This window comes from Gordonia polyisoprenivorans (assembly GCF_017654315.1).
Lineage (GTDB): Bacteria > Actinomycetota > Actinomycetes > Mycobacteriales > Mycobacteriaceae > Gordonia > Gordonia polyisoprenivorans_A.
This window is the reverse complement of sequence record NZ_CP072203.1, coordinates 507,220-533,040: the sequence shown is the minus strand read 5'-3', so window position 1 is coordinate 533,040 and position 25,821 is coordinate 507,220. Positions and strand designations below refer to the sequence as shown.

The window sequence follows — 25,821 nt, the reverse complement described above, 5'->3', positions numbered from 1 at the left end:
TGGCTCGGAGATCTCTGGTGATGACACCCCATTGGACGGTCGAAGGAGTCCTCGCGTGGTCCAGCAAGATCGCAACGTTTCACGTGAAACCGTCTCTCCGAGCAAGAGCGCCTCGGGCCCTCGCATTCCCTCGCCCGCTACTTCGACGGCCTTGGAGGCATCGTTGGACGACACACCCATCGCCGCCGCGGCCGCCCGAGCCAGCCAGGTGCTGACCCCCGGTGCGGCAGGACGGCTCCCCCGCCCGCGGGAGACCCGAGTCCTGACGGTTGCCAATCAGAAGGGCGGTGTCGGAAAAACGACGACCGCGGTCAACCTCGCAGCGGGTCTGGCTGTCCACGGGCTCCGTGTACTTGTCGTAGATCTCGATCCCCAGGGCAACGCCAGTACCGCGCTCGGAATCGATCATCGTGCGCCTGATATCGCCTCGGTGTACGAGCTCCTCCTCGGAGAAGTCGGGGTCCGAGAGGCGATCAAACAGAGCCCGAGCAACGAGAACCTCTTCTGTGTCCCCGCAACACTCGACCTCGCCGGTGCCGAGATCGAGTTGGTGTCACTCGTCGCACGAGAGAACCGCCTTCGGAATGCGCTGAACGACGAGGCGATGGCGGACTTCGGCTTCGACTACGTCTTCATCGACTGCCCGCCGTCACTCGGTCTGCTGACCGTCAACGCGATGGTCGCGGCGCGCGAAGTGCTCATCCCCATCCAGTGCGAGTACTACGCACTCGAGGGTGTCGGGCAGCTGCTCCGCAACATCGAGTTGGTGCAGGCGCATCTCAACAAAGAGCTCCACGTGTCCACGATTCTTCTCACCATGTATGACGGCCGCACGAAGCTTGCCGACCAGGTGGCAGAGGAGGTCCGCCGCCACTTCGGCGAGAAGGTCTTGTCCACGATCATCCCGAGAAGCGTCAAGGTCTCCGAGGCACCCGGATACGGCATGACGATCATCGAATACGACCCGGGTTCACGTGGATCAATGAGCTACCTCGACGCTGCTCGTGAGCTCGCGATGCGCGCCGACACGGCGCCCTGATCCCCGCCTGATACAGACCGATACTGAACAGCCAGCCAAGATTTTCGGCCCGCCTTGCCCGAGAGGAATCCAGTGAGTCAGAAAGAGACCGCACACCGACGTGGTGGACTCGGCCGCGGTTTGGCGGCGTTGATCCCGACCGGTCCCACCGACGAGGATCCGACCGCTCCGAAACTCGGAGCTGCTGCTGCAGACGTCGTGATCGGCACCGGAAATGGTGGGGGTTCGGCAGCGTCGTCGGTTCGCACGCCGGGCGCGCAGAGCGCTGCGGCGACAGGCAACGGTGCCGGCACGCGGGGCGCATCCGCTCCCCCGGCTCCGATCGGTACACCCGACGAAGTAGGCGCGGTGTACCGAGAGATCCCACCGAAGCTCATCCAGCCCAACCCGCATCAGCCGCGAACCGTCTTCGACGAGGATGCGCTCAACGAGCTGATTCACTCGATCCGCGAGTTCGGCCTCATGCAGCCGATCGTGGTTCGCAAGTTGCCCGCACCCACCACTGACGGTGTCGAGTTCCAGATCGTCATGGGTGAACGTCGGTGGCGAGCCAGCCAAGAGGCCGGCCTCGATGCGATCCCGGCGATCGTTCGGGAGACGCCCGATGGTGACATGCTCCGAGACGCACTTCTGGAGAACATTCACCGCGCGCAGTTGAATCCGCTCGAAGAGGCGGCCGCGTATCAACAGCTTCTCGAAGAGTTCGACGTGACACACGAGGAGTTGGCCGCCCGACTCGGCCGCTCGCGACCGGTGATCACCAACATGATTCGGCTGCTGAAGCTACCCATTCCGGTCCAGAGACGCGTCGCGGCCGGGGTTCTGTCGGCCGGACATGCTCGCGCCCTGTTGTCCCTGGAGACGGGAAGCGACGCTCAGGAAGCGTTGGCGGCGCGCATCGTGGCCGAGGGACTGTCGGTGCGCGCAACCGAAGAAGCGGTCACCCTCGAGAACCGCGACGGCGGATCGGCGACGCCCTCGCCGACCACCAAGCGCAAACCGATGCAGATGCCGGGCCTCCAAGACCTTGCCGAACGCCTGTCGGATCGACTGGACACACGTGTGACGGTCAGCTTGGGTAAGCGAAAAGGCAAGATCGTCGTCGAATTCGGTTCGGTGGACGACCTTCAACGAATCGTCGGAGTGATCGATCCGGGTAAGTGATTTCGCCGACGATTTTCCACGACCAACCACCCTCGGGAGTAACGTCACTGTGACGCAACAACGTGAACGCTCATCGATGAGCATCGAATCTCGTTACAGCACAAGTGGTTTCGAATTTTCTGCGTTTTCCGACGGCAGTGTGGCAATGGGACGGATGAGCTGACATGGAACCGGTGGTCTCGCGGCTGACTCTCGAGTCGTTCGAGTCACTACCTCCGCATGCGCGTCGGTGCGTGTTCTGGGAAGTCGAACCCAGTATGGCCGGCCCGCTGGATCGGCCCGAGTCGGTGGGGCCTGCCGGAGCTGAGGGTCGCGGCGAGATCATGGGTCGCAGTGTGGCGCGCGCTCCCTTCGAGAGCGAGTTCGACAAGGAAGCGTGGATCTCCTCGGTACTCCTGGAGTGGGGAGCGTGCGGGCAGCTCGCCACCGATCCGGCAACCGGGGTGATCGTCGGCACGGCGTTCTATGCCCCGCCCGGTCGTGTTCCGCGATCTCGACTGTTCCCGACGTCGCCGGTGAGCGCGGACGCCATCCTCCTCACCTCCATCCAGGTGGAGCCCGGTTACGAAGAGGTGGCCACTCCCCTACTCGATGCGGTGCTCGTCGACCTCATGCGTCGCGGTGTTCGCGCGGTCGAGGCATTCGGATTGGTCCGCGGTGACACTGCGCGACGGAACCCGACGCCTGACGCGACTCCGGGGATGCGCGACATCAGTGAATGGTCGGACGAAGAGATCGTCAGCGTCGCACGTGAGATTCTCGATAACCCGCAGCCCGACCTGTGCACTCGATGTCTTCTCGACGCCGCCTTTTTGAAAGCCTCGGGATTCGACGTCGTTGCGTCCCATGCCCGCTTCCCCCGCCTGCGGTTGGAACTCGACGAAGGCTTGGGGTGGAAGTCGGAGGTCGAGGGAGCTCTGGAGAAACTGGTGGTGATGGCGGCGATCGACATGACGGGGAGGGAACGCACCTTCGCCCCGGTTGGCCGGCGACTCTAGACTCTAGGCTCGAGACCGCCGCGAAAAGCCAAGTGCCGCGGTGATTTACCGCGACGTATCAGGAGATCTCTTCGGCGGCAAGAAGATCCGCGAAGGTGTAGGTCCCGGTCGGGCGATCGTCGTCGCCGAGCAGATAGAGTCGCTTGACCGCGACGAGGATGGCCTCCGCGATGACGTTGCGGTAATCGGCGTCCTCGAGGACCCGAGCATCGTCCGGATTGGTGATGTATCCGACGTCGAGGATGATGACCGGCATTCTGGTGAGTCGCAGCAATTCCCACGTGCGTTCGTGAGTGCGGCAATCGGTCAACGGGGTGCGCGCGGCGACCTCGCGTTGGACGAAGCCGGCCAGGTTGCGCCCGATCGTGGAGAAGGACCCGTGACTGTTGCCGAAGTAGAAGGCGGCCACGCCGTTTGCCGCCGGGTTCGGGTAGTGCCCGACTCTCAGCGAGATCATGACGTCGGCGTCGATCATATTCGCGACCCGGGCGCGTTCCTCGTCGGTGGGCCGTCCTTTGCCGTCATGTGACAAAAAGGTCTCCATGCCTGCGGCCGCCATCCGCCCCTCGAGGCGGGCAGCGAGATCCCACAGCAGGCGACTCTCGGTGTCGGCGAGATCACCGGTCGAAAGGTCGTGCAGCCCACCGGATCCCGGATCGATCACAATGCGCTTGCCGGACAGTCGGGGACCCGAACGACGAACGTGCTCTTCTTCGCGGATGGCGAGCGGCGATCCGCCGGTCACCCGGGTGCCGAGGCGTTCGAGAGAACGAAGGGTGGCGGGACCGCAGATTCCGTCGGCGAAGAGCCCGTATTCGCTCTGGTAGAGGCAGACCGCGTTGTGGGTGGTTTCGCCGAAGACCCCGTCGACCAGCGCAGTGTAATAGCCGAGATTCTGTAGGCGGTTCTGTAGCTGAGCGACGTCGTCGCCGACCATCGGCGCGGAGAACCGGAACGCGAGAACCCGTGCACCGAGCTGATAAGAGGCCTCGCGCAGGGCGCGGTACGTGGCGGGTCCCACGATGCCGTCCACGATGAGGCCGCGCTGCTGCTGGAAAGCGCGCACAGCCTGGTCGGTGTCGGCGTCGAAAGTGTCACCCTGCGTGTCGGCCTCGGCGGCGTGCCGGCCGTGAGAAGTGCTGAGGAGACCTTGTCCGGCGAGGATCGAACGGATTTCGGCGACTGCCGAGCCCTGATCACCCAGTCGGAATTGTGGCATCTTCAGACTCCTTGGTCGCGACGAACAGTCAGTGTCCGTGCGGATCGCGATTCGACGCCGGTACTCACGGAAACGCACTCGGCAGAACCACGAGCATTCTTTCAGTTCGGCCGATGTGGGCCAAACCGGATCAGGTCACAATGTAGCGACAGGCACCGTCACCAGCGGGAACGTCGGTGACGATACCTGTCATACGCCATCTGATCGGTGTCAGGCGTTGGTGCCGACCACCGAATCGAGCTCACGCAGCAATGCGGCCTTGCCCTTTGCGCCGACGATGGTCTTGGTGGGCTTTCCGTCCTCGAACAGGATCAGCGTCGGGATCGACATGATCTGGAAGTCACGGGCGGTCGCCGGGTTCGCATCGACGTCGAGCTTCGCGACGGTCAGCTTGTCGCCGTGTGCGTCGGCGATCTCTTCGAGGACCGGCGCCACCATGCGGCACGGTCCGCACCAGGTGGCCCAGAAGTCGACGAGCACCGGCTTGTCGGAGCCGAGTACGGCGTCCTTGAACGTGGCGTCGGTGACGGCGACGGTATTTGCTCCCATGGTGATTTCCTCCTGTGATGAGTCCGGGTATGTATGAGGGTTCGCACACCGAGGTGGTGAGTGCGGCCGATCAGCTGTGCGCGTCGACGACCAGCACGTCGGCCTCGACGGGTGTGGGGTCGATGTCGCCCTGTTCGGCCAGCCACCGCTCGGCGTCGATCGCCGCCGAGCATCCGCTGCCCGCTGCGGTGATGGCCTGCCGATAGGTGTGGTCGACGAGGTCGCCCGCCGCGAACACCCCGGGCAGCGACGTGTAGGTGGTCCGGCCCTGGACCTGGACGTACCCGTCCGAATCGAGGTCGACCTGCCCGCGAACGAGTTCGCTACGCGGGTCGTGACCGATGGCGACGAACATGCCGGTCACGTCGACGGTCTGGGTGTCACCGCTACGGGTGTCGATCAGTTCGAGGCCCGTGACCGACCCGTCGCCGATGACGGACTTGACCGCCGAATTGGTGACGAAGCGGATCTTGTCGTTGTTGCGGGCGCGGTCGAGCATGATGCGCGAGGCCCGGAATTCCTCTCGGCGGTGGATCAGCGTCACCGAGCGTGCGAACTTGGTGAGGAATGTGGCCTCCTCCATCGCCGAGTCACCGCCGCCGATGACCGCGATGTCCTGGTCCTTGAAGAAGAAGCCGTCGCAGGTCGCGCACGCCGAGACGCCGCGCCCGAGCAACTCCTGCTCGCCTTCGATACCGAGGTACCGCGCGGCGGCACCCATCGCGAGGATGACCGCGCGAGCGCGGTGGGTCTCACCGGAGGCCACGACCTCCTTGATCTCGCCGTCGAGCCGGAGTTCGTCGACGTCCTCCATGCGGAGATCGGCGCCGAAGCGGATCGCCTGTTCGCGCATCTCGTCCATCAGCGCCGGACCCTGGATGCCGTTCTGGAAGCCCGGGAAGTTCTCCACCTCGGTGGTCGTCATCAGAGCGCCGCCGAACTGTGTTCCCTCGAAGACGAGCGGGGCGAGTTCGGCGCGAGCCGCATACACCGCCGCGGTGTAACCGGCAGGCCCGGATCCGACGATGATCAGCTCGTGGATCTGCTGGTTGTCTGACTGGGTCAATTCGTCCTCCGTGTCATCGACGCGCCGGCTCGGTGAGCGGCGCGTACCTGGCATTCAACACAAGGGTATGCGGACATGTTCCCCGACGTGTCGGCCCCACGACGCACGATCCGGGGATTGCGCCGCATGGTTGACGAACGATATACCGAGGTCATCTCGCCAGGCTCATCCCCCGATGATCGTGCGGGAGATCGTGGCCGGATTGTCCGAATCACACTCGGGGCCGACGACGAGGGCCAGGAATCGGCCGGCGCTCCCGGTACCCAGCAGGATCACCACCTGTCCGACGCCGTTGATGGTCACCGGCCCGGACCCTAGTACCGGGGTGTCGGCGGAGACACCATTGGCCGCAGTGCACCGGCGTAGCGCGGCCATCGAGGCGAATGGTGCACCGTCGGTTCGGCCGAGCACCGACAGCGCCGCAGCTGCACCCGCTGCGCCGGACGCAACGGACGAACTCGCGGGGGTGCCGTCGGCCTGCACACGGTTCGAGGGGGCGTCGGGACGGGCCGAGTGGCTCACCAGGACGACCCCCACGATGACGGCAACCAGGACCGCTGCGGCGACCGAGAGCAGCGCCACCGCCTGTGGGGCCGAGCGCAGCGGCCGTCGACGCGCGAGTGGTGTGACGTCACTTCCGCCACCGACCTCGGCGGCGATTCGGGCGAGCGTCTGCTGCGTGCGCGCGTCGACCCACTCGGGCACGGGTTCCCGGGGTACCGGGAGGTCGCGCAGATCGGTGCGCAGACTCTCCAGTGCCGCGAGGACCTCTCGAGCGCCGGGGTCGTCGGCGAGCCGGGAACGGATGTGTGCGGCAACATCGGGCTCGAGCACGCCGGCATCGAGATCGGACAGCAGATCCACGGAATAGGGAGGATCCGGAAAGCGTGGTGTGTCTGCAGAGCGCGCGTGGTCGTCGGTCATCGGCGCTCCGCTCGTGTCGTGTCGCTTGCCTGCGTCGCGTCGTGGGACGCGAAGATCATGTCGTTCTCCCCGATCGAATCGTCACCGGCCGGTGCGGCGAGCCCGTGCCCGGTGGGAACCCGGTGGTGATGGGACCCATGAAGTATTGGACGCAGCAGGACCTCCGGGGGTTCCACTGCGTTCGCAGCAATGTTCACGGCCGGTCTCACTCCGACCCGTCCTGCAGTGACTCGTGACGCAGATGCCCGAGCAGCTTGGCCAGGCGCAGCCGTCCCCGTGAGCTCCGACTCTTGATCGTGCCCTCGGGCACGCCGAGTAATTGTGCCGCCTCCGAGATGGAGTACCCCTCGACGTCGAGTGCGAGGACCGCCGCCCGCTGACCGGACGGCAGCTCATCGAGCGCTCGAGAGATCGTCTCGGTCAGGTCGACGCGCTGATAGTCGTCGGTGTGATCGGTGAGCACCGCCGTGTCGAACTCCGGTAGCGGCACCGTGCGGCGAGCTGCGTTGCGCCGCAACCGATCCAGCGACGCATTGACCACGATGCGATGCAACCAGCTCGATACGCGTGCCTCGGCGCGAAAGGAACCTGCGGTGCGGTGAGCCGACAGCAGTGCCTCTTGCAGGGCGTCGGCGGCATCGTCGGGGTTTCGGGTGGTGCGTAGGGCGACATTCCACAGGTAGGTGTGGTGCCGGGTGATGAGTGTGGTGAAGGCGGTGGGATCGCCATGGGTGTGCGCAGCGAGCAGTTGCTCGTCGCTGCGTGTGTCGCCGTGTGGCGAGTGGGTCCCCCCGGACATGGGATCGAGCGTAGTGGGCGCGCGTGTGCCGGGATAGTCGTAATGCGGTGCTTGTGGACAACCCGCACAGCGGTGGGGAGACCTGGCTCAACCGCGGCGATGGTATCGATTTCTACTTGCCGACGATTCCCACACGCCGGCGCGGATCGATCGAGTAGCAGATCTCGCCCCGCTCGCCTGGTTCATCGGTCCCCGTGACCGAATGCAACACCGTGGGCGGTGTCATCGAGGGCGGTGTCCTCGAGTTGATTCACCTGGTGCACAACCGACGGGAGTGCCTGCGGCGCAGCCCAAGCGGTCGAGACGGAGACTCACCCGAGATGGCTACCGGGACGATGTCGTCCACTGAATCGTTGACGCACCGTCATGACCATGGACGGCCTCGACGTCGGCGATCCCGTCCCACACCGCGGTCGAGCGGTGTTCGGCGGCCACCCCGTGGATCGCGACGCTTCCGTCGGTGAATTCCACGCCCTCGGCGACCACACCGGTACCGGTCACCCCGGATACGTCCACGTGACGGTAGAGAAAGAAAGTCCGCATTTGTGCTCCCCCCAGAGTGCAGACCAAAGCCCGTTGCTCGATCATGCGCTCCGATTGGGATTTAGTATCACATAGGCGGACTTCACTACTACATTTTTACAGGCGTGAGCAAGATCACCACGCCCAACCCGGTCACGGAGTGACCGTGCGGCGTCCACGCCAAGTGCGCGCGCTTTTCGGAAATCGCTGTGCGCCAGCGCTTTCACACCGTTCGCGGCTACAGTCAGGAGGTGTCCCACGCTTGCCTGCGCCTCCTCGACGATGTCGAAGTACGACGGCTGCGCGCCGCGGAACTCACTTATTCGGAAGTCGGCGCGACGACCGGAGTGACACCCACCGGCTATCGACACGTCCGTCTGCGGACGCAACTGGGCAGCGGCCGAGATCATTTCGAGGTGGCTCGCGAGGCCATGATGTCCTGGCAGATCCAATTGCGCGCGAATATCGCGGTCGCCTCGTCGCATCCCACCGTCACCGACGATGCGGTGGCGATATTGGCCTTACGGATCGGGAGGGTAACCGCGGTGCGGGCGCCCGTGGCGATCGTCGCGGTGGAGTCCGGTGAGAACGTGGCCGGGTTCACGTATGGGACGCTGCCCGGTCACCCCGAAATGGGTGAGGAACGATTCGAACTGCGTCTGACCTCTGACGAGTCGGTTCAGTTGTCGATCAACGCCTTTTCGAGGCCGGCCACTCTCATGGCCAGGCTCGGCCGACCTGTTGCCGGCGTGCTGCAGGATGCGATCACCCGGAGATACGGTCGCGCATTACAGGCGTGACCGCATCCATCGGAGCAAGAAATGACCCGGTACCCCGACGTCGGTCGACGTCGCGAATCGGGTACCGGGTCAGTTCGATAATCGGGGGATTTGGGGTGCAGGTCAGTTTGCCGCGTCGTAAGCCTCGAGGATTTCCTTCGGGAGTCGGCCACGCAGCGGCACCTCATAACCCGCTTCCTGCGCCCACTCGCGAATCACCTTGGTGGACGGACGTGCTGAACTCGACGAGGATTCCGAGCTCGCCGCGGGGGTACTGACCTTCGGCGCGGTCGACTGCTTACGGCCACCGACCCGGGTCGACACCTCGAGAAGTTTGGCGACCGGCACCCGACCGTTCTCGATCTTGTCGAGATTCGCCGACGACACATCGATCTGGTAGTCGACACCCGACCACGACCACGAAATGGTGTGAGCATCGTCGATATCGAGTTCACGGCCGTCGAGATCATCTATGAACGACACAACTTGTCTTTTAGCCACGCCACGAGAATAACGTACGCCGTGGTCCGCACGTCGCATATGTGTGCGGTGGCCGCGTGGAGGGATGCCGACGGACGCCACCGGCACGCCGTCCTCAGATGGCGGCGGCGACGTCTATGGGCACCTCAGCCCGGCGGTAAGGCAACTCGCAAATAACTCGGAATATTCCAATCACGTTGCTGTGCAACAGATTGAGAAAACTCTGAGACGGTGAGCAGAAAATGGAAGTCCGCTCGTATTCCGCCCGCAAGGGCAGAGAATTGTCGACCAGGTCGTGCCCTACCGAATGACGGGTCCGGGAGATTCGGACTCCCGATCAGTCGGCGATGTCGAATACCGCGTTCACCTTGGTGGGCGTGACGCGGACGACGAGCTCGCCGGGCACCGCGTTGCGCTTGCCATATGCCTCGGCGAGGTCCGGCCCCATATATCGGGCGGCGATACGCGTTGCGGTATCGAGGAGATCCTCCGGATCCTCACCGATCTCCGCAGTGCCCTGGACCTGGACGAAGGAGAAGGGCGGGCGCTCGTCGTCGACGAGTATTGTCAGGCGCCGATCGCGACTGAGCGCACGCCCTTTTGCGGTGTCGGCGCCGGTATTGAACACAAGGACACCGTTATCCACGATGAACCAGATGGGCGCGACGAGCGCTCGTCCGGATGCGGAGACGAATGCCACCTTTCCGGTGCGAGTGCCTTCGGTGAGAAATGCGACAACCCGGTCGTCGAGTTCGGTATGTGCCATGACCCCATCATGGCCGACGATCCGAGGAAATACTTGGTCCTGGGAGTCCTGCGACCGAACCTCAGCGCATCAGCTGATCGTAGGTGGCACCGAACATATCGACACAGACCTCGAGCATGACGTCGAGGTCGGTGGGTTCGGCGCCGATATCCACGGGATCGGGCGCGACATTCGTGAAATACCAATCGACGAGCAATTGCGTGACCGCGCCGACGAGTCCGACCGCGGCGAGGCGTTGCGCCGCCGACACCTCGCGCTCCCCCATCGACAGCGCGAGAATGAGATTCGCCCAATCGTGGATGGCTCGTAGCCGCGTCGATTCGACCGCCGGATCCACCCCGACGACCTCGACGAGCATCACCCGTGCGCGTCGCGGATCACCGGTCAGCGTTGCGAGGAACGCCCCGAGGGTGTCACGGGCGGCTGCGCGCACCGCGCCGGGTGCGACGCCGGCCGGATCGAGCAGATACCCCGCGGCGGCACCCACGGTTGCGGCTCGGGTGACCTCGACGCAGTGCTCGTAGACCGCGATCAGCAACGCGGGCCGGTCGGCGAACGACTCGTAGAAGTAGCGCTGGGTCAGACCGGCCTCGTCGCAGAGCCGTTTGACGGTCACCGCGGGGTAGCCGAGCTCCCCGAACAACTGCAAACCGGCGTCGATGAAGGCATGTCGCCGGCGTGCGCGGCGTTCCTCGGCTTCTGCGCCCCCGTACCGGCGTCCCTCCGCGGACTCGGGGTTCACCGAGGAGCGCTGCTGCTGGGACGGCACTGCTTCTCCCCTTTCGGCGTGCGCGATCTGACGGCACCGTGGACAACCCGTCATCTGACACGCTACCGTGTCACACACAGATCTGACACGGCGCCGTGTCAGATAAATCGACGATCACCGGAGACCGACGCCGTGCTCGACCTACTCCCCGACCCGATGCATGAGCCGACGGTGCTCGCGATCCCGTTCTTCTTGGCGCTGCTGGTGCTGGAATGGATCGCGGCCTGGAAGCTCGAGGACCGGGCCACCGATGCCGAGGACACCGGGCCCGCCGCCGAGCGTCGGGCGTCGGTCGGTGCCTACGAGAAGCGTGACGCGCGGGCCAGCATCTCGATGGGACTGGTGTCCATAGCCACGAGCGCAGTGTGGAAGCTCGCGGGGCTGCTGGTCTACACGGCGATCTTCGTCTACGTCGCACCGTGGCAGTTGCCGATCGGCGCCTGGTACACGTGGGTGATCGGATTCGTCGCCGTCGACGTTCTCTACTACTGGAATCACCGCATCTCCCACCGGGTCCGATTGGTGTGGGCGACCCATCAGGCCCACCACTCGAGCGAGTACTTCAACTTCGCGACCGCGCTGCGGCAGAAGTGGAATATCAGTGCGGCGCTGGTGATGTGGCTACCGTTGCCGTTCCTGGGTATCCCGCCGGCGGTGGTGTTCGCCTGCTATGGCGTTAATCTGGTGTACCAGTTCTGGATTCACACCGAACACATCGACCGCATGTGGCGGCCCGTCGAATTCGTCTTCAACACCCCGTCGCACCATCGGGTGCATCACGGTAGCGACCCGGAATACCTCGACCGCAACTATGCCGGCGTCTTCATCCTGTGGGACCGGATGTTCGGGTCGTTTCGCGCCGAGGCACATCGGCCGCACTATGGACTCACCAAACCTGTTGGCACCTACAACATCTGGACGCTGCAGACACATGAGTACGTCTCCATCGCCCGTGACGTGCGGGCGGCGGCGGGATGGCGGGCCAAGCTCGGCTACATCTTCGGACCACCCGGATGGAGTCCTACGAACGGGGACGCCCCATCGGCGAGCGGCGCGGTCAGCTCGTCGCGCTGATCTTGGAGATCTGCACCTGATAGCTGCCCCCCGTGCCGGGCAGCGAGGTGACCCACACCAGCAGATACCGCGACTGTGTGGGGTTGGCGATCGACAGCGTGGTGTCGGGCTGATCGACGGTGCCCTGGGCGAGCTGGGTCGTCTGGGCCAGGGTGGCGTCGGCGCTCTGCGCGCCGCGTAGCGATACCGCGAATCCCGGGGTGGTGGTGGTGATCGAGACGGCCTTGACCGCCTGCGGCGATCCGAGATCCAGCATCAGGCCGAGTCCCTGCTTGAGGCTGCCGAAGTCGGCGGTGCGGTAGGTGTCGCTGCGCCAACCGGATCCGGCTCCGGAGATCACGTTACGGGCCAGGTCGGGATTGTCACCGGACTGTCCGGAATAGTCGACGAGGGTCGCCGAGCGCAGCGTGATCGGTCCACCAGCGGGCGCAGCGGCGCCGGGTGCCGGTGCAGGCGCCGACGTGGTCGACGACAGGAACTTGTTGATGTCGGTCTGTTGGTCACCCCCGCCGAAGACACCGGTCAGCCACACCACCAGGGCGATGACCACGAACAGTACGAGCAGAGCCGCGCCGACGAGCAGCGCGACGGTCCGGTTGCTGCGCGCGGGCTCGTCGGACCCGATCCGACCCGACCCACCGATCGACACCGGTGGCTCGTCGGAGTCACCGAGCGCGGGGATCATGTCGGTCTTGAGGTCGACGACGGTGGCCTGATCCAGAACGTGCTGAACCGTTGCGGCAGTACGGATTCCACGACTACCCGACAAGGCGCGGGCGGCGACGGCAGAGATCTCGAACGGGATCTCCGGGTCGACCTCGCGTGGTTCTACGGGACCCTCACCGTCGGCGGCGGGCGAGGCGATCGCCAGACCACCCACCGGGGTGGTCGTGTCGATGGTGGTCACCAGCTCGGAACCGGTGGCGCCATCGAGCGGCCACCGCTGCAGCAGCAGTGCGTAGAGCACCGCTCCGAGCCCGCGGACGTCGGAGGTGGCGTCGTCGCCGGCAAGGGTGCCCGGGAAGGCGAGTACCGCATTGCCCTCGGCGGAGATACGGATGCGATCCGGATGGTCGATGGACAGCGCGCCGCCGGAGCGGTGTGCGGCCTCGGCCGCGGCGGCCAGCGCGCGGACCGCACGTGCGGCACCGATCGGTGACGGATGCGTGGCGGCGACCTCCGACAGCGAGGAACCCTGAACCCATTCGGCCACAACGATGCCGCCCGAGGAACCGCGGACCACGTCGAGCACGCGGGCGACGCCCGACGAGCTGATTTGGCCGAGACGCAACGTCCGGGTGAGCACGGCCTGCGGTCCGGTGTCGCCGGCTCTGCTCGGCGCTCCCTTGTCCGGAGGGGGTGCGAGCTGTTCGGCGTCGACGAAGGTCAGCCCGACCTCGCGGTCGAGGTTGATGTCCTGGGCCTTCCAGAACTGCAGACCCCGTGTGCCACCGTGATGTTCGAGCAGGCGGTACCGGCCGCCGGCGACCGCGGCGCCGGGCACGAGGCGGGGTCCGCGACGACGCGCCGGGCGGATCGGTTCGGCGCGATCGGGGTCCACGGGAGTGGCGCGGACCGCGTCGGACGGCTGGGCGCCACCCGAGCCAACGGTCGAATTCGGCTGTGCGACTGGCCTTTCCGAAGCCGAGGAGGTAGCGGAAGCCGACGCGGCAGCGGGCTCTGCCGGACTGATCGGGGATTCCGGTGTGGCGTCGATTCCGCTCTCGTTCACGCGGCGAACTCCTCTCCTCCGATAGCGCATATCCGGGGGTCGTTGGGGCGGGGTCCACGGCGCCACACCGGCGCCGCCCGCGGCGCCACCGGTGTGCACCGCATACGACTGCCACGTCGCGGAACCGCGATCGAACCGTCGAACGACCTGTACCTGACCAGAGTACGGTAGCGACTCGTCGCTGGTGACCCGCGGAAACTGAACCGTGATCGTTGCCGATGGTTGTTGTTGCGGTTCGCCGTTCGGCGCAAGTGCCGGGATGAACCGACCGGCCACGCGTCGCACCGACATCAGGACGGACACCACGTCGGGAAGACCGGCCGCCGCCAGGCCCGCATAGATCACGCCGAGCACCACGATCGCGGTCAGCAGCAGATAGGCGATCGACCCGATCTTGCCGTGCTGTGTCGCCAGATGCAGGCCGGAGATCTCGGCGATCAACCACACCGCGAGGGCGCTGCCGACGGAGATCGCAAGCGTCACCACCGTCGTGCGGGTGACGTTGGTCAGCCGGGCGTCACGCGGATCGCGGGCGTCGGCGCGCAATCGGCTGCGCAACAGATAATGTCCGACGATCGCGCCGACGAGATAGCCCAGACCGTTGGACAGTGCCAGCCAGCGCACCACGAGGTCGGGATCGGAGAACAGCACCGGGCCGAGATAGGACGCGGCGATCTTGACGATGGTGATACCCAGGACCATGAAGGTCGGCGTCCAGGCGTCCTCCCGGGCGTAGAACACTCGCAACTGCACCAGGGTCATCGCATACGGGATGAGCGTGAAGGCACCCCAGGCGAGCGTCGAACCCAACTGCGTGGCCACATGGGCGTCGAAGCGGCCGAAGTTGAACACCGCGACACCGATGGCCGGACCGAAGAAGGTCATGTAGGCGACGACGGGCACCAACGCGACCATCGTGAGCCGGGTGGCCAGCGACATGTCGTCGACGACGGCCTTGGTGTCGTCGCCGGCGGCATTGCGCGAGAGCCGCGGCATGATCGCGGTCAGGATCGTCACCCCGAGCACACCGTAGGGCAGCTGCAACAGCTGCCAGTGCGTGACGTAGACGCTGATGCCGGTCTCGGTGGCGGCCGACGCGATGCGATAGGTGACGATGAGACCGACCTGCAGGATCGCCACGTAGGAGACGATCGCCAGCGCCATGTTGCCGAACTTGCGCAGGCGCGCGTCGAGTCCCCACTCGATGCGGAGCCGGATACCGGCGCGACGCAGATACGGCAACAGCACCAGCGCCTGCAACACCACGCCCATCGCGCACCCGATACCGAGGACGAGCAATTGCGGATCGCTCATCCGGAACGGGTTGAGCGTCAACTGCCCCGGCATCAGCCAGTACGCGACGAGTGCGCTGATCTGGATGACGTTGTTGAGGACCGGCGCCCACGCGCCGGGCTTGAAATAGCCCCGCAGATTCAGGATCGCGGTGAACAGTGCGGTCAGACCATAGAAGAGGATCTCGATGAGCAGGAAGTAGGCCAGCCCGGTCGCCAGTGGGCGCAGTTGCGCGTTGTCGATGTTGAGGCTGGTCAGCAGGGGTGCCGCGGCGATCGCGGCGATCGTGCCGATGCCCAGTACGACGACGGTCAGCGTGAAGATCTTGTTGATGAACGACGCGCCGCCGTCGGGGTCCTCGGCTTCGGCGCGGGCCAGCAGCGGGATGACGATGGCGGTGAGGACCGCGCCGAGCAGGATCTCGGCGATCATGTTCGGCAGGACGTCGGCCGCCTGGAAGGCCGATGCCACCGAGGCGCCGAGCAGGGCCAGGATGAGCACGGTCCGGACGAATCCGGTGATGCGACTGGCCAGGGTGGCGATCGCGATGGACCCGCTGGTCCGCAGGATGCTCGAGTCGGAGTCGCGTGCCAGTCCGGTGGCGGAGTCGTCGGACGGGGCGTCCTCCGGCCGGGTTTCCTCGGCGCGGGAGTTGCGTTCGAGCGTCGGGGTCGGGGTGGATGCCGGGGCGCGGCCCGCGCTCACGCGTCGCGTCTCGGGGGCGACGGGTGCTCCCGAGAGTGGCGGGGCGTCGGCGAGCGGGCCGGCCAGCGGCGGTGGTCCCGATCGCGCGGGACCCCGACGTGTGGGCTCGCCCTGTGGCCGGGGTTGGTTCGGGCGGGGCTCGTTCGGGCGGAGGGGTCCCTGTCGGAACTGGGTCCGACGGGGGGGGTTCTGGCGGTCGGGGGTCTGCCGTTCCGGGGTGGGGGGAATGCGACGGGGTGCGGCGCGACGCGGTGGGTCGCCCGGTCCTCGTTCGCTCATTCGCCTGCCTCGTCCGTCGTCGCCTTGCCGATCGTCGCCTTGACGCTGATCACCTCGTCGGTCACCTCGGTGGGGTACTGCTGTGTTCTGCCGGTGTCGTCGTATTCTCCGTCGCTACCGGCTCGTCGGGCTCCGGACCGGGATCCGGTCCGGTGGCGGACCCGGGGTCGGTGTCCTGGTGGCCCGGGTTCTCCGATCCGTGGTCACCCGGCGAGGGCCGCGCCGACCCGGTGGCGCCGGCCGGCTCGGGGTCCGGTGGCCACGAGTACCCCACGTCGTCCTGCCACGCACCGGAATGGACTTCTTCGATGTGCAGCGTACGTCGTCGTTGCTGATAGGTTGCCGCGGCGAGCAAACGCTCCTGCTCGTCGGGCTCGGGGCGGTCGGCGTCGGCCGGATCGGGTTCGCCGCGGAAGCGGTGCCAGAGGCGACGCGCGGTCAGCAGCACGAGGGCCGCGCCGGCGATGATCGTGATGATGAACAACGCCTTGCCGTAGGCGTTGGAATGCACCGACAGCCGGATGTCGGAGCCCATCGGCAGACCCGTCACCGTCGCGATCGAGATGGTGACGGTGATCGCCTCGGAGGTCTCCGCCTTCGTAGGCAGCTGTAGCTGACGCGTGCCGCGTGCCGGGATCTCGATCGTCCCGACGTCGCCGATGTCGAGGTCGTGCGGCGCGCTGGTCCTGATGTCCACCCGGATGGGCAGCGCCAGATCGTTGCGCACCACCAGCAGCAGCGGGCTGCGTTCGGAGGCGAGTGTGTAGCGACCGCCCGGGTCGAGGATGGTCACCGCCGCCCGCATGCGATCCAGCGTCGAGGTGACCGCGCGAATCGTCTGCGCTCGGGTGTCGGCGAGTCGGGTGCGTGTTTGCGCGCCGGCCTCGGCCGGCACGGTCAGCGAACGCAGCATGTCCTCGCGCAGCGGCGCGAGGTAGCGCTCCGGAGTGGTCTCCACGTCCGCCGAACTCACCAGCGAACCCTGCAGCTGATAGCTGAGGTCGGCCTGCTCACGCATCGCGGTCGCCGTCTGCTCCGGCAGGGGCACCGACACCGACGACACCGGTCCGACCCCGGGAGGCGGGGCCAGCCGGGCGGCGGTCCGGGCCCCGTCCGCCGAGCCGACGACGCTGGTCAACGGGGTGGGGGTGGCGACGCGAGAACCCAACAGCACCTCGGCGGTGGAGATGAGCGCGTTGGCGTCGTCGGTGGTCGGCGACCAGTACAGCGACGGAAGAACCACCTGCGAGCGGCCGGTGGTCGGCAGCTGCGCTGCCGAGGTCTGCCCGGCGGAGCCCTGTCCCGAGTCCGCGCGCTCATCGTCGGGTGTGTCCACCGCGGCGAACGCCAGCGCGCCGATGCCGGCCTGACGTCTGCTCAGCGGCGACTCCGCGGAGAGGTCGACCATCTGGTCGGCAGGTGTGATCGCCGGTGTCGTCGGGTTGGTCCCGAGCGCCGCGAGTGCGGCCGTGACCGGCTCGTCGTAGGACTGTGCGGCCAGCGGGCCGACGCGGTAGGCGCCGCTGCTCTGCGGCTGCTCGGTCGACAGATTGCCCGCCGAGGTCAGCACGGTGGAGTGATTGGTGTCCTCGAGCAGCCGCGCGCCCGCCTGATTGATCGCACCGAGGGCCGGAATGGTCAGTCCGCGAACACTTTTCACGCCGAGTACAGAGTCGACGACGTCGGCGGGGGAGTCCAGGGCGGTCGCGGTCAGGCCGGAATTGTCGATCTCGGCGAGAGCGGAGAGGTCCACCCCGGCAAACGGCAGAGCCACGACGCACAGTCGCGAGGCGACGTCGCGCAACTCGTTCAGCCAAGAGGTCGCCGTGTCCTGACCGGTGCCCGGCACCGTCGACGACGTCGGGTCGGATGGATCGGAGGACACCACATAGCCCAGTGACATCGCGCGCACCGTGACGAGCAGATTGGGATCCACGGCCAGGCACATGCTGCGCGCGAGGTCCGATGTCTGACCGGACTGCGCTCCCGGGGCGGGTGGCGCCGGCGACGCCGAGCCGGGGTCGGGCGCCGATGCAGGCGCGGCGTCGGCGATCGCCCGCAATGGGGCGAGCACCGAATCGAGCCGTCCGCCCGGCGACAGTGAGCGGGCCATGTCCTCGCTGATCAGACGTACTGGCTCGGTGTTGCCGCCGAGGGCGCCCGGAGCGAGTTGCGGGGGTGCGGCAATCGGCCACAACAGGGTGAATTGCGACGGACTGGAGGTGTCGGCGGACACCGAACCGTCGGCACCGAGACCGGGTGTCGTCGACGATGCGTCGCCGCTGCCCGGATCGGTGTAGGCGGCCGCCCGGCTGCGGTCCGGCGGCAATGACAGCACCGGCAGCAGCGTGCGCGATCCGGCCACCTGGGCGACGCCACCGTAGTCGGGGAGGCCATTGACGTTGAGCTGCAGCGGATAGACGCCGCGTTGCGAGATCTGCAGACCACCCGCGCCCGACAACGGCACCGTCAACGAGAAGCTCGCCTGCGCACTCGGCGCCAGGGTGTCCGAGGACAGATCGCTGAAGTCGGTGGCGGCGGCGATCGGTGGGTGCTCACCGGCCAGCGCCGACCTCAATTGGGAGGCACCGGTCAGCGCGTCGCCACGTTCGAGCCGGATACCGAGATCACGCAGCGTCCGGCTGCTGGTGTTGATCACATGCCCGGAGATCGCCACCGTAGGACCCGAACTGCTGGTGACCATCGATGGCGTCATCGAGTCGATGACGATCTGCGCAAACCGATCCGGCTGGGCGGTGGCGGTGTCGCCGGGTGCCGCAGCGGCCGGGGCCGCCGACAACACCATCAGCACCGCCACCGCGACGACCGTGAGGAACCGAGCCCACCGTGCGCGCCCCGACGAGGGGTCAGCCATCACCGGCCGCGGGGCGGCGGGGACGCCTCCGGCGCCGACGCGAGGGCGCCGCAGGCGGAGGCTCGTTTCGGCGCTGGTTGCGGGCGGCTGCGGCTCTCTCATAGGCGTTGGGTTCTGTGCGACTGCTCTCGGCCTCGGACTGGGCCAACCGCTGGGGGTCGGCGGCCAGGTCGGCGATGACACCGCGGGCCATTCGGGCCAGTCGTCGCTCGTCAGAGTACGTCAGTCGGCGGGGTAGCTCGTGCAACGGCACCCACGCCACCTCGCTGACCTCATAGTCTTCATCGGAGAGCTCACCGCCGACACTGCGCAGCAGATAGTGATGCACGGTCTTGTGGATGCGACGACCCTCGCTGACGAACCAGTAGTCGATCTTGCCCAGCGGCGCGACCACCAGACCCTGGATGCCGGTCTCCTCGGCCACCTCGCGGACCGCAGTCTGCTCGGCGGTCTCCCCGGTCTCGATGTGGCCCTTCGGCAACGACCACATCATGCGCCCTCGGCGGTCGACGCGGCCGATCAGGGCCGCCGACAATTCCTCGACCGGCAGGTCGAGATCGGAGATCACCAATCCGCCCGCCGACGTCTCCCGCACCGTGCGCAGACGCTCCGCGCGTTCCGGACGACGGTTGCCGCGTCTGCGCCGAGTCGGCGCAGGCGTCGCCGCCGCGTCCTGGGTGAGGCCGGTTTTGGTGATCTTGGCCGACATCACGGCCATATCCGACGGCTTGGGTGCGCTCACCCGCGTGCCCTTGCCGGTCGGTGTGGCGGCGGCCACGGACGCCGGTGACGGATGGCGGGTTCCGCCGGGCTTGGGCCCGTGTGCTGGTGCCCCGTGTCCTGCTGCCCCGTTGACGCCGGTTGCGTTCACCCCGGTCCCGTTCACCGGAGCCGCAGACCCGTTCACCGGGCCGGGCTTGGCTGTCCCGTTCTTCTCTGCGCCGTTCTTACTCGACCCGTTCTTGTTCGGACTGCCGGTGGTGCCGTTTCTGGTGCCGCCGGCACGATCGGCCAGATCTGCCGGAGAAGGCCGTTTCGGGCGTGGCGTCGGATGTTCGGCGCTGGTCGGAGGCGTTTCCGGCCGAGGATGGAACTCCGCGTCAGACCGCGACTCCGGGGTGCCCCGGCGCCTGCGCCGGCCCCGACGACCGCGTCGCCGACCCTGCCCAGCGACACCACGCGCATCACCCGACCCGGCCTCCGCGGCCTGGCGCCCACCCGTGCTGACGTCGTCGGAGACGTCTGTGGGGTCGGTTGACGGGTCGGTGGGCACGCCTTCGATGCTAGCTGCTGGTCACCGGCCGTTTGCCCACATGGTGCTGGCAGCAGCGCATACAGCTGCATCCGGCCCGCTCGCTTCGCTCCCGGCGCCGGGCCCCATACGGCCCGCTCGCTTCGCTCCCGGCGCCGGTAGGCTGTCGTGCCGTGACAGAGCAGCCCCACCCCACCACCACCGCCGAGCGCCGCACCCGGCTCCTCGCCGCGGCGGCGGTGTCGCTTCGCGCGCTCTCCGACATCACCGAACCGCTCGGCGTGCTGTTCGCCGACGCCGGCCACGACCTCTACCTCGTCGGCGGCTCGGTCCGCGACGCCGTCCTCGGCCGCCTGGGCACCGACCTCGACTTCACCACCGACGCCCGGCCCGAGAAGGTCCAGGAACTACTGTCGGGCTGGGCCGACGCCATCTGGGACACCGGCATCGAGTTCGGCACGATCAGCGCCCGCCGCAAGGACCTGATCCTCGAGATCACCACCTACCGCGCCGAGAAGTACGACGGCGTCGGTCGCAACCCCGAGGTCACCTTCGGCGAGTCCATCGACGACGACCTGGTACGCCGCGACTTCACGATCAATGCGATGGCCGTACGCATCGGCCGCAAGGGTGCCGAGGAATTCCACGACCCCCTCGACGGACTCTCGGCCGCACTCGCCGGGATCATCGACACCCCCGCGACGCCGCAGGAGTCCTTCGGCGACGACCCGCTGCGCATGCTGCGTGCGGTGCGCTTCGTCTCCCAGCTCGGCTTCGAGGTCGCACCCCGCGTCGCCGCGGCGATCACCGAGATGGCCGACCAGATCGATCGCATCACCCCCGAACGTGTCCGCGTCGAACTCGACAAGATGATCACCGGCGCACACCCCATCGAGGCCATCGAGCTGATGGTGGACACCGGACTGGCCGATCGCGTCCTGCCCGAGGTGCCGGGGATGCGGCTGACCATCGACGAGCACCACCAACACAAAGACGTCTATCAACACTCGCTGACCGTCCTGCGGCAGGCCATCGACCTCGAGAACGGCGACCCCGATCTCGTCCTGCGCTGGGCGGCGCTGCTGCACGACATCGGCAAACCGGCCACCCGGCGCCACGAACCCGCCGGCGGGGTGAGCTTTCACCACCACGAGGTGGTCGGGGCCAAGATGGTCCGAAAGCGTATGCGCGCGTTGAAGTATCCGAAGGCCGTCGTCGAAGACGTTGCGACGCTGGTCTTTCTGCACCTGCGCTTTCACGGATACGGCGACGGTGCCTGGACCGATTCCGCGGTCCGCCGCTACATCACCGATGCCGGACCACTGCTCGACCGCTTGCACAAACTCGTGCGCGCCGACTGCACCACCCGTAACAAGCGACGAGCCCGACGCCTGCAACAGAACTACGACGACCTCGAACGCCGCATCGACGAACTCCGCGCCGCCGAGGACCTCGCCCGGGTCCGGCCCGACCTCGACGGCAACGCGATCATGGAGCTGCTCGGTGTGCCGCCGGGGCCCTTGGTCGGCAAGGCCTGGCGTCACCTCAAAGAGCTACGTCTCGACCGCGGGCCGCTCTCGCGCGACGAGGCGGAGGAGGCACTTCGGCAATGGTGGGCCGAGCAGGGCGGGACAGGGCCCGCGTAAACGCGTGAGGTCGGTACAAGTACTGCGTTCGCACCAGCACCGCGTCAGTACCCCATCGTTCGCAGGGCATCGGCGAGCCGGTCGAGGTCCTCGCGGCGCACATCCAGGTGAGGGCTGATCCGCAGCACCCCCTGGTCCCCGGCCAGCGGTGCCCGCCACGATTCGGCGGCGGTGACCAGGATGCCGAGCTCGTCGAACAACCGATCGCGAGCGGCCCGGAGGTCGGAGTCCTGCCAGCCCGGCGGCGGTGCGAGGGTGACCAGCGCCGACGGCTCGTCGACGGGCTCGCACACCACCCAGCTGCCGATCCCGTCGAGGCGTTCGCGGGTCGCGCGGCCGATCGCCGCGAGCTCGCGGAAGACCCGTTGCTGGCCGATCTGCTGCAGTTCGGCGACCGCGACACCAAGCCCCAACCGGCCCGCGAGGAAGGCCTCCGAACTCTCGATCTCGACGGTCCGCAACGAGTCCCGGCGCACCGCGAGAAAGCCGACGCCGCGGGGCCCGGTCAGCCACTTGCGGCTGGTGCCGTAGACGATGTCGGCGCCGGTGACGGTGGGGACATGGCCCACCGACTGCGCCATGTCGACGACGACGGGCACCTGTGCCGCATGGGCGATCTCGACGATCCGCGCCACCGGCTGCACCACCCCCGACATGGACCCGATGTGGCAGATGTGGATGAAGTCGGGCTGCTCGAACTGCAGCATGTTCTCGAGCGCATCGAGGTCGATGTGCCCGTTGAGGTCGCCGTCGGGCAGTGGGCGCACCGCATAGCCGCGACGTTCGAATTCGACGAGGTTGGGCCCGAACTCGTTCTTGGCCACCCACACCGTGGTCGAGACCGGCAGGCTCCACCCGTTGAGCAGTGCCCGCAACGCCGCCCGCGCACTCTCGCGAAAGGTGATCTCCTCGGCGGTGTGTCCGATCAGTGACGCGAGATCCCTTGTGTCCCTGGCGAATTCTTCGGCACGGTCGTCGGCGGCCACATAGGATCCACGCTCGGCCTCACGCCACAGGTGCGCCGAGATGGTCCCGATGACGGCGTTGGACGACCGACCCGCCGACGCCGAATCGAGATGGGTGATCGCCGGCGACAGTCGCGCCCGGTGGAACTGCTCGCCGAGAACGCTGACGTACATAGCCGTTGAACCTACCGTGTGGGTCGTCGCCGCGACCATCGACCGTCGAGGGAACCGTGGCGCCGGCCCGTGCGTCCAATACCCCATGGATCCTGTCCTGGAGTACGTGTTCGGCAATGGCGACTCAGAGCCCACGCACTGGCACACCCCCGCCGACACCGATACCGACGCCGACGGTGTGCTCGACGCGATCGCGCTCGACTTCGACGGCGACGGTCGTCGCGACGATCTGCTCATCGACACCGACGCCGACGGCATCGCCGACCTCGCGGCTCTCGACCTCGACGACGACGGCACCGTGGAACACCACTATCGCGACTCGGGGAACGGGATCTGGGGTGTCGCCGTGCCGACACGGGAGGCGCCCGTGCCGCCGACAGCCCGGACGCCCAGTACTCAAACCCCCGGCACCCGAACCCCGGCGGATCCCGCCCCCACTGACACCCGGGTTCAGGCGCACGACCTCGACGGCAACGGCACCCCCGACATCGAGATCCTCCTCGACTCGGGGGCGATTCGGCGGCTCTACGTCGATACCGACTCCGACGGCCGCCCCGACCAGGTGCTCGTCGACTCCGACGGTGACGGCACCGCCGATGCCGCCTACGCCGAGGGGGAGCCGGGTTTCGGCAGGTGATCGTCGGGGACGGGCGGCGGTGAGTAGTCGTGGCGGGCGGGATGCAGTCCGCGGACCACGACGATCCCGATGAGATAGAGCGCGCACCCGATCAGCACGAGCGGCACCGAACGTCCGTCCGGGGAGATGATCACCGCGGTGACGACCATCGCGATGACGTAGGCCATGTTGAACAGGGCGTCCTGCACGGAGAAGACCTGTCCGCGCACGGAGTCGGAGATGTCGACCTGCATGGCCACGTCGCCGCACAACTTGGTGGTCTGCCCGACCAATCCGAGCACGACGGCGGCCACGCAGAAGCCGGGAATCGTGAACGTCAGCAGCAGCACTTGGGCCAGCGCGCCGAGCAGCAGCATGAGCATGATCGTGGCGCGTCGGCCGTAGCGCTCGACGAGGATCGGCGTGTTCACCGCGGCGGCAAAGGCCCCGGTCGCCACACATCCGAGGACCAGGCTGATCCGGCTCAGTCCGTCACCGCCGCCGTGCACGTGCCGGGCGAAGACGAACAGCATCAGGGTGTTGAGGCCGAAGACCAGCCGGTGTATCCCGATCGCCGAGAGCGCCGCCGACGCGGGCCGGCATCGGGCAATCGCCCGCGCACCGTGCAGAAAGCCGACGGCCACGGCGTGTGCAGCCGAGTGCCCGATGTCGTCGGGACGGTCGGGCCCGAGCTGGCGGGCCGGAAAGCCGTGCGCGAGCACGCCGGCGATGAGGGCCAGCACCACACCGATCAGCGTGGTCTCCGCGCTGCCCACGTTGTCGTTGCCGACCAGGGCGCGCATCCCGAGCGCGAGGCCCGCGCCCACCGACAACATCGCCCCGCCGAGTGTGGTGAACAGGGCGTTCGTCGCGACGATGACCTCGCGATGAGCGACGTGCGGCAACGCCGCGGACAGCCCCGACGCCACGAACCGACTGGCCCCGGTGACCGCGAGCGCGCTGATCAGCACCAGGGTGTCGGAACTGCCGGTACTGATCGCGATCGCCACCATCACGATCAGCAGCGCGCGCAACACGTTGGCCCACAGCAGGACGCTGCGCCGATCCCATCGGTCGAGCAGCGCTCCGGCGAACGGGCCGATCACCGAATAGGGCACCAGCAGCACCGCGAAACCGAGCGCCGCGGCGAGCGGATCGGCATGACGTTCGGGGTTGAACAGAACCCCACCGATGAGCGCGGCCTGGAAGACACCGTCGGTGAGTTGACTGGTCAACCGCACCGCGAGCAGCCGGCCCAGGCCGGGTGAGTGGCGCAGTGAGTGGGTAAAGATCTTCCACGAGGACGTACCTTCGGTCACCGCGGAATTCACGTACCTACATTACCGACCGAGCCGACTTCTCATGCGATGATGGATGTCGTGGACGGCGGTGACAGCGCAGACGATCTCACCCCCGACCGGCCCGAACGCGGCGTCGGCGGTGGCGGCGGTGCCGCGGATGCGGCACGAGACATCGAGTCGGCCAACAGTATTCGGGCCGGCACGCTTCTGCTCGCGTCGACCGATCTGCTCGAGCCCACCTTTGCGCGCACCGTGATCTATGTGATCGAGCACAATGACGCGGGCAGCCTCGGAGTGGTCCTCAATCGGGTGAGCCAGACCGCGGTTCACAACGTGATGCCGTCGTGGACCGATCTGGCCGCGCAGCCGCGGGCGCTGTTCGTCGGCGGTCCGGTCAAACAGGATTCGGCCCTGTGTCTCGGCGTTGTCCGGCACGGCGCCGACATCTCCGGGATCGAACAGATCCGGCCGGTCAGCGGCCGTGTCGCTCTCATCGACCTCGACGCCGATCCCGAGCTGATCGGGCCGGTGCTCGAGGGACTCCGCATCTTCGCCGGGTACGCGGGCTGGGGTATCGGGCAGCTCGACGCGGAGATGGCCCAGGACAGCTGGATGCTGGCCTCGGCGCTCCCCCGCGACATCCTCGCCCCGTCGACCACCGACATCTGGGCCGACGTGCTGCGCCGCCAACCATGGCCGTTGCCGTTGTTGGCCACCCACCCCGTCGACGTCACCGGCAACTGAACCTGGGCACTGGGTCAGGCGATCCCGCACGCCCAGTGACATGACTCACAGGTCATGCTAGGCTCTCGTCCGGTCACATCTCACCGGGGGG

At 67.2% G+C, this 25,821-nt stretch carries 22 protein-coding genes; 8 read left to right on the top strand and 14 right to left on the bottom strand.

Annotation, left to right across the window (positions count from 1 at the left end; translation table 11 throughout):
* Window positions 1–124 precede the first annotated feature (124 nt).
* From J6U32_RS02515 to J6U32_RS02505, 3 genes are all read left to right on the top strand, one after another.
* Window positions 125–1,039 (top strand): ParA family protein, encoded by a 915-nt coding sequence (locus tag J6U32_RS02515; protein ID WP_244332875.1) that lies wholly within the window; start codon window positions 125–127, stop codon window positions 1,037–1,039.
* Window positions 1,040–1,111: 72 nt separating this feature from the next.
* Entirely contained in the window at window positions 1,112–2,203 is a 1,092-nt protein-coding gene (locus J6U32_RS02510) for a ParB/RepB/Spo0J family partition protein (RefSeq protein WP_208793417.1), read from the top strand.
* Window positions 2,204–2,367: 164 nt separating this feature from the next.
* Window positions 2,368–3,201 (top strand): hypothetical protein, encoded by an 834-nt coding sequence (locus tag J6U32_RS02505; RefSeq protein ID WP_208793416.1) that lies wholly within the window; start codon window positions 2,368–2,370, stop codon window positions 3,199–3,201.
* 58 nt (window positions 3,202–3,259) lie between these two features.
* Here the strand turns inward: J6U32_RS02505 and J6U32_RS02500 are convergent, their stop codons facing one another.
* The 6 genes from J6U32_RS02500 to J6U32_RS02475 form a co-directional block, all read right to left on the bottom strand.
* Window positions 3,260–4,420 (bottom strand): N-acetylmuramoyl-L-alanine amidase, encoded by a 1,161-nt coding sequence (locus J6U32_RS02500; protein WP_208793415.1) that lies wholly within the window; start codon window positions 4,418–4,420, stop codon window positions 3,260–3,262.
* A gap of 210 nt (window positions 4,421–4,630) precedes the next feature.
* Window positions 4,631–4,969 carry a thioredoxin gene (trxA, locus tag J6U32_RS02495; RefSeq protein WP_208793414.1) on the bottom strand — a complete coding sequence of 113 codons (339 nt, stop codon included), beginning with the start codon at window positions 4,967–4,969 and terminating at the stop codon, window positions 4,631–4,633.
* Window positions 4,970–5,039: 70 nt separating this feature from the next.
* Window positions 5,040–6,035 carry a thioredoxin-disulfide reductase gene (trxB, locus tag J6U32_RS02490; RefSeq protein WP_208793413.1) on the bottom strand — a complete coding sequence of 332 codons (996 nt, stop codon included), beginning with the start codon at window positions 6,033–6,035 and terminating at the stop codon, window positions 5,040–5,042.
* Window positions 6,036–6,200: 165 nt separating this feature from the next.
* Window positions 6,201–6,959: a hypothetical protein gene (locus tag J6U32_RS02485; RefSeq protein ID WP_208793412.1), complete on the bottom strand. Its 759-nt coding sequence runs from the start codon at window positions 6,957–6,959 to the stop codon at window positions 6,201–6,203.
* 205 nt (window positions 6,960–7,164) lie between these two features.
* Window positions 7,165–7,758, bottom strand: coding sequence for an RNA polymerase sigma factor SigM (sigM, locus tag J6U32_RS02480; RefSeq protein ID WP_208793411.1), 594 nt, complete (start codon window positions 7,756–7,758; stop codon window positions 7,165–7,167).
* 324 nt (window positions 7,759–8,082) lie between these two features.
* Window positions 8,083–8,301 carry a hypothetical protein gene (locus tag J6U32_RS02475; protein WP_208793410.1) on the bottom strand — a complete coding sequence of 73 codons (219 nt, stop codon included), beginning with the start codon at window positions 8,299–8,301 and terminating at the stop codon, window positions 8,083–8,085.
* 230 nt (window positions 8,302–8,531) lie between these two features.
* Here J6U32_RS02475 and J6U32_RS02470 point away from each other — a divergent pair, with 230 nt between their 5' ends.
* A complete protein-coding gene (locus J6U32_RS02470; RefSeq protein WP_244332509.1) occupies window positions 8,532–9,080 on the top strand; it encodes a DUF1990 domain-containing protein in 549 nt (182 codons plus the stop codon).
* Between the two features lie 102 nt (window positions 9,081–9,182).
* Here J6U32_RS02470 and J6U32_RS02465 read toward each other — a convergent pair whose 3' ends face one another.
* From J6U32_RS02465 to J6U32_RS02455, 3 genes are all read right to left on the bottom strand, one after another.
* The gene (locus J6U32_RS02465) at window positions 9,183–9,599 is read right to left on the bottom strand and encodes a histone-like nucleoid-structuring protein Lsr2 (RefSeq protein ID WP_425324165.1); all 417 of its coding nucleotides are present in this window, start codon (window positions 9,597–9,599) and stop codon (window positions 9,183–9,185) included.
* Window positions 9,600–9,876: 277 nt separating this feature from the next.
* Window positions 9,877–10,305, bottom strand: coding sequence for a PPOX class F420-dependent oxidoreductase (locus J6U32_RS02460; RefSeq protein WP_208793408.1), 429 nt, complete (start codon window positions 10,303–10,305; stop codon window positions 9,877–9,879).
* Between the two features lie 61 nt (window positions 10,306–10,366).
* Entirely contained in the window at window positions 10,367–10,954 is a 588-nt protein-coding gene (locus J6U32_RS02455; protein ID WP_208795920.1) for a TetR/AcrR family transcriptional regulator, read from the bottom strand.
* A 252-nt stretch (window positions 10,955–11,206) separates the two neighbouring features.
* Between J6U32_RS02455 and J6U32_RS02450 the strand changes: the two genes are divergently transcribed.
* Entirely contained in the window at window positions 11,207–12,148 is a 942-nt protein-coding gene (locus J6U32_RS02450) for a sterol desaturase family protein (RefSeq protein WP_208793407.1), read from the top strand.
* Here J6U32_RS02450 and J6U32_RS02445 read toward each other — a convergent pair.
* The 3 genes from J6U32_RS02445 to J6U32_RS02435 all read right to left on the bottom strand — a co-directional run bounded on the left by J6U32_RS02445 (window position 12,132) and on the right by J6U32_RS02435 (window position 20,305).
* On the bottom strand, window positions 12,132–16,157 hold the full coding sequence (locus tag J6U32_RS02445; RefSeq protein ID WP_208793406.1) for a murein biosynthesis integral membrane protein MurJ: 4,026 nt from the start codon (window positions 16,155–16,157) through the stop codon (window positions 12,132–12,134). The two genes, J6U32_RS02450 and J6U32_RS02445, sit on opposite strands and share 17 nt — an antisense overlap.
* A gap of 61 nt (window positions 16,158–16,218) precedes the next feature.
* Entirely contained in the window at window positions 16,219–19,032 is a 2,814-nt protein-coding gene (locus J6U32_RS02440) for a DUF6049 family protein (protein ID WP_244332507.1), read from the bottom strand.
* Window positions 19,025–20,305 carry an NUDIX hydrolase gene (locus tag J6U32_RS02435; RefSeq protein ID WP_208793405.1) on the bottom strand — a complete coding sequence of 427 codons (1,281 nt, stop codon included), beginning with the start codon at window positions 20,303–20,305 and terminating at the stop codon, window positions 19,025–19,027. The genes J6U32_RS02440 and J6U32_RS02435 overlap by 8 nt, the downstream gene beginning before the upstream one ends.
* 152 nt (window positions 20,306–20,457) lie before the next feature.
* On the opposite strand from J6U32_RS02435, the gene J6U32_RS02430 reads away from it, so the two are divergent.
* Complete coding sequence (locus J6U32_RS02430; protein WP_208793404.1) at window positions 20,458–21,930, top strand: CCA tRNA nucleotidyltransferase; 1,473 nt, start codon at window positions 20,458–20,460, stop codon at window positions 21,928–21,930.
* A 44-nt stretch (window positions 21,931–21,974) separates the two neighbouring features.
* On the opposite strand, the gene J6U32_RS02425 is transcribed toward J6U32_RS02430, so the two are convergent.
* The gene (locus J6U32_RS02425) at window positions 21,975–23,069 is read right to left on the bottom strand and encodes an aminotransferase class V-fold PLP-dependent enzyme (protein ID WP_208793403.1); all 1,095 of its coding nucleotides are present in this window, start codon (window positions 23,067–23,069) and stop codon (window positions 21,975–21,977) included.
* Between the two features lie 85 nt (window positions 23,070–23,154).
* On the opposite strand from J6U32_RS02425, the gene J6U32_RS02420 reads away from it, so the two are divergent.
* Window positions 23,155–23,706: a hypothetical protein gene (locus tag J6U32_RS02420; RefSeq protein WP_208793402.1), complete on the top strand. Its 552-nt coding sequence runs from the start codon at window positions 23,155–23,157 to the stop codon at window positions 23,704–23,706.
* Here the strand turns inward: J6U32_RS02420 and J6U32_RS02415 are convergent.
* Window positions 23,673–25,016, bottom strand: coding sequence for an MFS transporter (locus tag J6U32_RS02415; RefSeq protein WP_208793401.1), 1,344 nt, complete (start codon window positions 25,014–25,016; stop codon window positions 23,673–23,675). The two genes, J6U32_RS02420 and J6U32_RS02415, sit on opposite strands and share 34 nt — an antisense overlap.
* Window positions 25,017–25,052: 36 nt before the next feature.
* Here J6U32_RS02415 and J6U32_RS02410 point away from each other — a divergent pair, with 36 nt between their 5' ends.
* Complete coding sequence (locus tag J6U32_RS02410) at window positions 25,053–25,730, top strand: YqgE/AlgH family protein (protein ID WP_006368588.1); 678 nt, start codon at window positions 25,053–25,055, stop codon at window positions 25,728–25,730.
* The last annotated feature ends 91 nt before the right edge of the window (window positions 25,731–25,821 follow it).